This window comes from Rhizobium sp. SVR5-9E, assembly GCF_056755095.1.
Window position 1 is genome coordinate 87,590 of the sequence record NZ_JBNDHS010000012.1, and the last position, 8,261, is coordinate 95,850.

Here is an 8,261-nt window from a genome sequence, read left to right on the forward strand (position 1 = left end):
TCCCTTCTCCCCTCGGGGAGAAGGTGCCGGCAGGCGGATGAGGGGGTCTTGAGCGTAGGCCTACAAAATCTCCAGCACCGGGCTCTCCAGCACCTCTCCCGTCATCACATCCGCAATGCCGCGATCTGTCTGGTGCGGGCCGGTGTTGCAGGCGAGTGTCGCACCGAAGCAAGCCTTGAAGACGAGGTAGGGCGGCTGCCAGTCGACGATCTTTTCCATCGCCTTGCGGATATTGTGAAAACCCGAGGCTGTGTCCTGCAGAGACGCTTCCGTGACGAGGCCTGAAAGCGGCAGCGGTAGGATTGCTTCGATGTGGCCATCCTTAACGACGGCCATGCCGCCACCTGCAGCGATGACGGCATTGGCGGCGACCGCCATGTCTGCCGCGTTTCCGCCGAAGAGGGTGAGATTGTGGCAGTCGTGCGATACCGTCGTGCAGAAGGCGCCGCGCCATTCGCCCCAGCCCTTCAGGAAGCCGATGCGCGGGCGGGAATCCGCCTTGCCGTGACGATGCACGGCGGCAATCAAGGTACTGCCTGGCGGCGGCACGACGAAACCGGTTTCAACCTCGGCTTCGGCTTCATCCCATCGGGTAAAGCGCGGCTGGTCGATCATGGCGACGCGAACGCGGCTACCCTTCGACGGCACTTTGAAGTCGTCTTCGGTCAGCGGCGAGAGTTTTACAGAATCTGCAAGCGGCGTGGCATCAAGCGGATCTACGGTGACGGTGAGCTTGCCGTCCTGCGCCACTATGCGGCCATTGGCAATTACGGTACGTGCCTTGAAGTCCTCAAGGTCTTCGAAGAGGACCATATCCGCCCGGCGCCCCGCGGCGATCAAGCCGAGGTCGCTGCGCTGCAGCCGCTGGGCGGCATTGAAGGTCGCGGCGCAAAGCGCCCATTCCGGCTTCATGCCGTAGCGCACCAAGCGGCGGACCACGTCGTCCAGGCCGCCGTCGCGGTAAAGCTCGTCCGGAAACACGTCGTCGGTGCAGAGCGTCAAGGTCGGCGGCATATGGCCGATGCCGTTCAGCGCCTCGACGAATTCCTGCAACAGGTGATCGTGCGAGCCGCGAAGCTCGATCGTCATTCCGGCGGCAAGCTTCTGCAACAGGTCGGCGCCGGAGGTCAGTTCGTGATCGGAAGTAACGCCGGCCACCATGAAGGCATTGAGATCGGCGCCCTCAAGCCCCCGGGCGTGCCCGCAGACGAGCTTGCCGGAGGCAAGCCCCGCATTGACGATGGCGGTGATTCGCGGATCACCTTCGATGACGCCGCGCATGTTCATGACTTCCGCAACGCCGCCGAGTTCAGGCATACGCAGCATCGCTGCAATCACAGAGGCATCGAAATCGGCGCCTGCCATTTCCAGGCCGGGTGCCGAAGGAACGCAGGACGGCGCAAGCAGGATCATGCGCAAAGGCAGAGCATGGGAGGCTTCGATCGCCCAGCGCACGCCGTCGAGACCATGCACATTGGCGAATTCGTGCGGATCCCAGACGATCGTCGTGATGCCGCGCGGAAGCACGGCTGCGGTATATTCGGCGGGCGTTACCATCGAGCTTTCGATATGCATATGCGTATCGATGAGGCCCGGCGTCACGAAAGTCCCGCGGGCATCGATGATTTCGACGGCGTCGTTCCGGCTCGAAGGGGCATGCACACTTGCGATCAAGGCACCGACAAGACCGATATCCGCGTCGCGCGAGCGGCCGGTGACCAGGTCGACCAGTTTGCCGCCGGTGATCAGGACGTCGAACGGAACGGCTCCTTTTGCGGCGGCGACGGCCCTGGCGCGCAGCGACGGGTCGTTGATATCGGCGCGTTCCCGGCCAAGTTCGGTAATCATTTGCGGGCCTCATTGACCAGGGCTGCGAGAATAATGGTGTGCGCCTTTTCGGCGTCGATGTCGTCGGCGAATTGCGCGTTGAAGGTTGCATGGCTGGCGCGCGTCTCGACAACTGTGCGGCCGCGCGTCAACTGGCCGTGCAGCTCGACATCGATGCGGGCGGGGCGGAAGCGCACGATATCCGGCGCGACGAAGGCAACGGCCGCCGACGGGTCGTAGATCGCCATGGCCGTGCGGCCGCGGTTGGTGCCGATGCGGATATAGCCGGCAAGCATATCGGCGAGCATCTCGGCGTTCGTACCGCCACCGCTGCGCACCGGCTCGATGTCTTCCGGCTTGGCCAGCACCTTGCGGCAGAGGTCGAGATCGACCATGCGCAGCGGCAGCCCATGGGCGATGACGATCGCCAGCGCTTCCGGATCGGCAAATGCGTTGAATTCCGCCGAGGCGGTGTGGTTGCCGCTCGTCACACCGCCGCCCATCCAAGTGAGGTCGGTGATGCGTGCGGCAAGATCTGGTCGAGCCAGCGCCAGAGCCGCGATGTTCGTGAGCGGGCCAAGCGCCAGAATGCGTCGCGGTCCCTCTTGCTCCAACCAGCGGCAGAGGGCTGTGAAGGCGTCGCTCTCTGCCGGTGTTGCTGCCTTTGGCAGGCCTTTGCCGATCGTCGGAATTCCGGTTTCCCCAAGGACAGCCTGGGCCGTCTCGAGTTTGGCGAAGACGGGTTGGCCGCGTCCGGCATGGATGGGGAACTTCCAGCCGAAGGCTTGCGCGGCGCCTGCAGCATTCGCCTCTACCTGCGCCAGCGGCGTGTTGCCGAAGACGAGCGAGACGCCGTCCATCTCGAGCCCTGATTGACCGACCACCAGAATGGCGGCAATGTCGTCAAAACCCATGTCGGTATCGATCCAAACGCCCATGATCTTCATCCGAATCGAGAGAGGGTTGTAGCCGCAGCCAGCGGGAGGTCGAAGGCGAGCGTCGTGCCGATTTCATGGGACGACAGGCTTGCATCCACCTCGGCCTTGATCGGCCCAAGCGGAGTATCCAGCAGATATTCACGCGTGTTGCCAGCAAAGGAAGTGCCGCGCACAGTTCCCTGGAAAGGACCGGAACCAAGGGTAACCGTGCGCGGCCGCCAAGCCAAGCCTGCGGCGTTGGGCGCAGGAGCTGGCAAATGGATGGCGCGATTCGGGGTTGCGAGCTTGCCGTTCTCCAACTTGAAGACATTTTCGAAGCCGACGAAATCGGCGACGAAAGCGGAGACCGGCTTGTTGTAGATTTCCTCCGGCGTGCCGATCTGCTCGATGCCGCCGTTCACCATGACGACGATGCGGTCAGCGAGCGCCAGCGCCTCAACCTGATCGTGTGTGACGAAGATCATGGTGACGCCGGTTTCTTTCTGCACGCGCTGCAGTTCGGCGCGCATTTCGAGGCGAAGACGCGCGTCGAGGTTGGACAGCGGTTCGTCGAGCAGGAGCACCTTCGGCTCCATCACCATGGAGCGGGCAAGGGCGACGCGCTGCTGCTGGCCGCCAGACAGTTCGGCGGGCTTGCGATCGGCAAACTTGGCAAGGCCGACGGACTTGATACCGGCGCTCACCTTTGCGTCGAGATCCTGGCCGCCGATGCCCTTTAGTCGCAGGCCGAACGCGACATTCTCGTAGACCGTCAGATGCGGGAAGAGCGCGTAGGATTGAAAGACCAGGCCGACAGCGCGCTTGTTTGCCGAAACGCCGGTGATATCGGCGCCGTCGAGTTTGATGCGGCCGGCGGCCGGTTTCAGCAAACCTGCGATCGAGCGCATCGTTGTCGTCTTGCCGCAGCCGGAGGGGCCGAGCAGGGCGACGAGTTCGCTCTTGGCGATCGAAAGGTCGAGGTCTTTCACCGCGACCGTATCGCCATAGGCCAGCGTCAGCTTGTCGAGTTGGAGATAGGCATCAGACATAACGAGAAAATCCCAGGAAGCGTTCGGCCAGGAAAACGATGCCGATGGAAAGAAAGGCGAGCAGCGAGGACAGGGCCGCAATCGACGGATCGTAGGTCGTTTCCATGTAGCCCAACATGTCGATCGGCAGGGTGCGCACGCCGGGTCCGGACAGGAAGAGTGAAACCGGCACCTGGTTGAAGCTGGTGACGAAGCCGAGGATGAAGGCGGCCAGAATGCCGCCGCGGATATTCGGCATCACCACCCGAAAGAAGGCGCCAAGACGAGACGAACCAAGCAGCACGGCGGCCTCCTCGATATCGGCGCGCAGATTGTTCAGGCTCGCTGAGACGACGCGCACGGCGTAGGGAAGGACCAGCGCCGTATGCGCGAGAAACAGCGCCAGCGTGATGTTGAAGCCGAAAGGGACGACGAGGTAGCGCAGCAGCGCGAGACCGACGACGATGCCTGGAACAATGATCGGCAGTGACACGATCGTACGCACGGTTTCGCCGAAAGGCAGCCTGTAGCGGGAGAGCGCATAGGCGGCGGGAATGCCTAAGATCAACGCCGCCAGCGTTCCGAAGACGGCGAGGAACATCGACATGCCAAAGCTTTCGCGAAAACTGTCGATGGTGAAGACCTTCGTCACCCATTTCAGCGACAGCCCTTGCGGCGGGAAGGCGAGGGTATCGCCTGCCGAAAGGGATGCGGCGATGATGATCAGGAACGGGCCGATCAAAAACGTCAGCAGCAGGAGGAGGATGATCGGAGGAACCAGGCGTGGGGTCATCGCTTGTTCCTCGCGGTAGCAAGACGCTTCAGGAGGATGTTGGCGGCAAAACTCATGATGATCAGTATCAAGGCGATGACGCTTGCCGAGACAAAGTCGTTGGCGACGGAGACCTGCTGGTAGAGCAGAGTCTCCAGCATCAGCACCTTGGAGCCGCCGAGGACGGCAGGGGTGATGTAGGCGGTAAGCGAGCCAGTGAAGACGAGCGTCCCGCCGACGACAAGACCCTCCTTCGTCAACGGCAGGATGACCTTCCAGAAGACCTGGAACCAGTTGGCGCCAAGGACCCGGGCCGCCGGGATCGCATCCTTCGGCATATTCTCGAGCGCGCTGATCAGCGACAGGATCATCAACGGCAGGAAGAGCTGCAGCAGGCCGATGAACACGGCCGTCTCGGTGAACAGCAGGCGGAGCGGTTCGTCGCTGAGGCCAAGGCCGGTGATCGCGTGGTTGACGATACCGGTGCGGCCAAGGATCACGATCCAGGCATAGGTTCGGGCGACCGGCGAAATCATCAGCGGCAGGGTGACGAGGCCGATCATGCGGCCTTTGCCTTTTGGCGGCAGGTTGACGATCGCGAAGGCTGCGGCATAGCCGACGACGGCTGAAACGGCGGTGACTTCCAGCCCGAGCTTGAAGGTGCGCAGGAAGACCGTGCGGTTGAGGGTCTCGGAAAAGAAGCCGCTATAGGCGGCAAGCGTCCATCCGCCATCCACGCGAAAGCCTTCCGAAAGCAGAATGCCAACAGGCAGCAGAAAGACCACAGCAGCAAATACCGCTGCGGGCAGGGCGAGCGCCGTGGCTTCTGCTCGGTTCTGGAACATGATGCGGCTTTCAGAGCTGGCGGGAGGGCGGAATGGCGGAGAACGATCCCGGCAAGCCGGGACCGGATGTCATAGCAGCAGCCTTATTGGCCGACCTTGTCGTTCCATTCCTTGAGCCATGCGGCACGATTATCGAGCGCCTGTGCCGACGGAATGAGCTTGAGGCTCTTGGCGGTGTCCTCGCCGTAGGTAAGATTGTTAGCGGCGGCTTCAGAAACCTTTACTTCCTTGTTTGCCGGGCTATCGATCAGTTTTTCGGCGAGTTTCGTCTGGACGTCGGTCGACAGCCAGAAATCGATGAACTGCAGTGCCAGATCCTGGTTCTTTGAACCCTTGGTGACGACCATGACGTTCATGCCGCCGGTCTGACCTTCCTTCGGCTTTGCCCAGGCAACCGGAACGTCAAGCTTGGTGAAACCCGCCCAGGAGAAGCGGCCGATCGGAGCAGCCCAGATTTCTTCCTGCTGCATCAGCTGCACGAGCTGCGAGGACTTTTCGTAGAAGGTGACGATGTCATCCTTGTTCTCGCCGATGGCTTCGATCGGCCCCTTGAGATCGGGCGTATCCTTACCGAGCGCGAGGCCGAGCATATAGAGCGCCGGAGGCCCCTGGTTTGTAGTCACGTTCGGAAACGCGATGTGACCGACATATTCGGGCTTCAGCAGATCGGCCCAGGACTCGATCTTCATTTTGTCGGAACGGTAAGCAATTGAGGTGGCGTAGAAAGTGTAGCCGACGCTCATGCCGTCGCCGTTCGGATCCTTGGCGACATCATAGAGCTTACCGAAATTGGAGAGCTTGGAGGTGTCGATCTTGTCGATCAGGCCTTTGCGCGCGGCGGACAGCGCATCGGCCATGGAGACGACCGCCATGTCGACGACAGGATTGGCCTTGTTGGCTTCCATCTTCGCAAGGCGCTCAACGCTGTTGCCGGTTTCGACAACGACCTTGCAGCCGCACTGCTTCTCGAACGGATCGTAGACCAGCGTCTTGAAGTCGTCCTGTGCAAAGGCATAGACGGAGATGGTGAGGGTTCGCTCCTGAGCCATGGCGCTCAACGGAAATAGCGAGAGCATTGCTGCCGATGCGACGAGCGCTGTCTTCATGTCAGGAGTTCTCCCTCTCCAGGTTTGAAAGCGGGCTCCTTGGCCCGGATGATTGGCGGATGATCAAGTGCATGGGGACACGATCGACCTTAGCCGTGACGATTCTGCCCTCCGGGATGCTGCTTGTCCCTATGCCGTCCAGCAAGGCTTCCACGGCGATCTCGGCAATCTTATCCATGTCCATTTTCACGGTCGTAAGCGCAGGCGCGGTGACCGGAGACCAGATGAGATCGTCAAAACCGGTGACGCTGACGTTAGCGGGCACCTTAATGCCGTGCAGCTGCAGTTCCGTCAGGGCGCGCAATGCCTGAAGATCCGACAGCGCGGCAAATGCGGTGTGTCCCTGCTCGACCTTCCGCGCGAGACCAAGCGAACAGCCGATCCCGGCATGACGCTCGAGCTTTTCGATCCAGAGTGATTCGCAGCTCATGTCCTCGTGAAGACCCGAACGGATGCCGTCAGCCCGGTCGTTCTGTACGTTCGATTCCGGATTGTTTCCAATGATGAGGATTCGTTTGTGGCCGAGGTCTGCAAGGTGGGCCGCGATCAGCTGGCCGCCCTGCCAGTGATCCGCGGCCACCGTGTTGCCGGGGGTCGAAGCGGTGTCGATGACGGCCACAGGGCAGCTTGCGGCGGCTATGCGCGTTGCGCGGCGAGGCACGATGATCATGCCCTCGACGCCGCGCTCGACCAGCCGGTTGATTGCTTCGGTCTGCGCCGTGACGTCTCCACGAGAGTCGGCGATCAATACGCCATAGCCGGCCGAAGCGGCAGCAAACTCGATCGCCTGCGCGATCTTGGGGAAAAGGGGATTGGAAATATCGGGGAGAACGAGCCCGAGCACGCCGCTGCGGCCGGTGCGAAGTGCACGGCCAGCATGGCTTGGAACATATCCGAGCGCCCTGGCATGGTCCCTGATCTTTTCGGCAAGACGTTCCGAGACGCGTCCCTTGCCCGAAAGCGCATTCGACACCGTTGCAACTGACACGCCAAGTGACGTTGCAATCCTGCTGAGGTTCGGTCCCGAGCGCAATTGAGGCATGATTTGCAGCGCTTTGATTAATCGTTTAATCGGCGACTATATGAAGCGTGCTACCTTGTCGAATCCATTTTGAGGAATGACGAATTTTCCACAGCGGAAAGTAGAAATAACAAAACCCCGAAGTTGTTGTCCAACTTCGGGGTTTTTCATGTGTGAGGCTTTGTCATCAAAGCGAATGCTGAACTCAGCTTTTTGAGACCGGTGCTGCTGCGGCGGCGGATGTGCCCGCGGCTCCGGCCTTGACGCCGGCTGCGGCATAGCCGCCGCCGATGGCGACGTTGAGGGAGACGTAGTCCTTGGCCATCTGCTGGATGGCGGCCGCCAGGCTGGCGTCGGCCAGGGAGACGTTGCGCTGGGCATCGAGCACGTCGAGCAGCGAGGAGGCGCCGTCCTTGTAGCTGGCGGTCGACAGTTCCAGCGATTCCTCCGTCGTCTTGACGTTGGCGCGCAGTGCTTCGACCGTCTGGGCGTCGCGGCGCACCGCCGACAGCGCGTTCTCCACCTCTTCGACGGCCTTCAGCACCGTCTGCTTCCAGGCGAGATAGGCCGTCTTGGCGTCGGACCGGGCGATGTCGACGTTGGCGCGCAGGCGGCCGCCGTCGAAGATCGGCAGGGTGAGCGTCGGGCCGAAGGACCAGGTGGTCAGACCGCCGCCCTTGCCGCCGGCCGGGTTGACCCAGGACGGCGAGATCGAGCCGGAGAGCGCGATCGTCGGATAAAGCTG

General features: G+C 61.8%; 8 protein-coding genes. All 8 read right to left on the minus strand.

What is annotated here, in order from left to right; genetic code table 11:
- Positions 1–60: 60 nt before the first annotated feature.
- Complete coding sequence (locus tag ACPYOJ_RS09025; RefSeq protein ID WP_481415935.1) at positions 61–1,848, minus strand: adenine deaminase; 1,788 nt, start codon at positions 1,846–1,848, stop codon at positions 61–63.
- Positions 1,845–2,765 (minus strand): nucleoside hydrolase, encoded by a 921-nt coding sequence (locus ACPYOJ_RS09030; protein WP_481415936.1) that lies wholly within the window; start codon positions 2,763–2,765, stop codon positions 1,845–1,847. Before ACPYOJ_RS09030 ends, ACPYOJ_RS09025 begins: the two co-directional genes overlap by 4 nt.
- Positions 2,766–2,770: 5 nt before the next feature.
- On the minus strand, positions 2,771–3,793 hold the full coding sequence (locus tag ACPYOJ_RS09035) for an ABC transporter ATP-binding protein (RefSeq protein WP_481415937.1): 1,023 nt from the start codon (positions 3,791–3,793) through the stop codon (positions 2,771–2,773).
- Positions 3,786–4,565: an ABC transporter permease gene (locus ACPYOJ_RS09040; protein WP_481415938.1), complete on the minus strand. Its 780-nt coding sequence runs from the start codon at positions 4,563–4,565 to the stop codon at positions 3,786–3,788. Before ACPYOJ_RS09040 ends, ACPYOJ_RS09035 begins: the two co-directional genes overlap by 8 nt.
- Positions 4,562–5,389 carry an ABC transporter permease gene (locus ACPYOJ_RS09045; RefSeq protein WP_481415939.1) on the minus strand — a complete coding sequence of 276 codons (828 nt, stop codon included), beginning with the start codon at positions 5,387–5,389 and terminating at the stop codon, positions 4,562–4,564. Before ACPYOJ_RS09045 ends, ACPYOJ_RS09040 begins: the two co-directional genes overlap by 4 nt.
- Positions 5,390–5,472: 83 nt before the next feature.
- Positions 5,473–6,495 carry an ABC transporter substrate-binding protein gene (locus ACPYOJ_RS09050; RefSeq protein ID WP_481415940.1) on the minus strand — a complete coding sequence of 341 codons (1,023 nt, stop codon included), beginning with the start codon at positions 6,493–6,495 and terminating at the stop codon, positions 5,473–5,475.
- Position 6,496: 1 nt separating this feature from the next.
- Positions 6,497–7,537 (minus strand): LacI family DNA-binding transcriptional regulator, encoded by a 1,041-nt coding sequence (locus ACPYOJ_RS09055; protein ID WP_481415941.1) that lies wholly within the window; start codon positions 7,535–7,537, stop codon positions 6,497–6,499.
- A gap of 184 nt (positions 7,538–7,721) precedes the next feature.
- On the minus strand, positions 7,722–8,261 hold a 540-nt coding region (locus ACPYOJ_RS09060; protein WP_481415942.1), incomplete at its 5' end, for a TolC family protein.